Origin of the sequence: Gemmiger formicilis, from assembly GCF_016901605.1 — a bacterium.
In the GTDB taxonomy this organism is placed as follows: domain Bacteria; phylum Bacillota; class Clostridia; order Oscillospirales; family Ruminococcaceae; genus Gemmiger; species Gemmiger formicilis_B.
This window is the reverse complement of record NZ_JACJKP010000940.1, coordinates 1-218: the sequence shown is the minus strand read 5'-3', so window position 1 is coordinate 218 and position 218 is coordinate 1. Positions and strand designations below refer to the sequence as shown.

Sequence of the window (218 nt, the reverse complement as noted above, 5' to 3'; positions counted from 1 at the left end):
CAAATGATTGCATCGGGCATGTCACAGATGATCTCCAGCTCCCGGAATCGTGCGAGATACCGCTCCACCTGTTCATTGGTCAGGCTGCAAAAATTCTCGCCATCCTCACCGCAAAGGAAAAAGGTGCCGTACACCACATCATCGATTTCGGACAAACCCCGGTTCGGCTGCAGTGGGATGACCTTCCCTTCATCATTGAGGACAAGGCAGACGTTTTC

At 52.3% G+C, this 218-nt stretch carries 1 protein-coding gene; it reads right to left on the bottom strand.

The window, feature by feature from the left end; all coding sequences use genetic code 11:
- Nucleotides 1–218, bottom strand: a 218-nt coding sequence (locus H6B10_RS17335) for a DUF3846 domain-containing protein (protein ID WP_204652551.1), incomplete at both ends; no start/stop codon positions are given.